The following is a 377-nucleotide window of genomic DNA, read 5'->3' on the forward strand; positions in this document are numbered from 1 at the left end:
GAACTATCTGGCGGGCGTGATTGCCGATCAGACATCGCAGGCTTCGTTTGATGCTTCCGGGGCGATCAACTACTCCATCAATGCATATATTGAAGTATTTGATCAAATTACCTGGGGCGCACTGGCGTGTGTAGGACTGGTACTGATGATTTGGCTGTATCAGGCGCTGAAATTCAGAAACCGCGCGCTGGCGCTGGAGTCTTAATAGGCCAGCACCGATGCCTGATGCGACGCTTGACGCGTCTTATCCGGCCTACAGATCGCGGCGGTAGGCTGGATAAGGCGTTTACGCCACATCCGGCAATACAACTGCCGCAATGTTTACATCGAACTCCCCTCAGGCCACACTTTTCAGGTGGCCTTTTTTAATAATGCCA

The 377-nt window shown here is 52.3% G+C and carries 1 pseudogene; it reads left to right on the top strand.

Features of this window, described 5'->3' with window-relative positions:
• Window positions 1-205 (top strand): annotated as a pseudogene (locus tag IEQ44_RS15625) (hypothetical protein); the annotation flags it as partial.
• Between the last annotated feature and the right edge of the window lie 172 nt (window positions 206-377).

Source organism: Nocardioides malaquae, assembly GCF_015070385.1.
Classification (GTDB): domain Bacteria; phylum Actinomycetota; class Actinomycetes; order Propionibacteriales; family Nocardioidaceae; genus Nocardioides; species Nocardioides malaquae.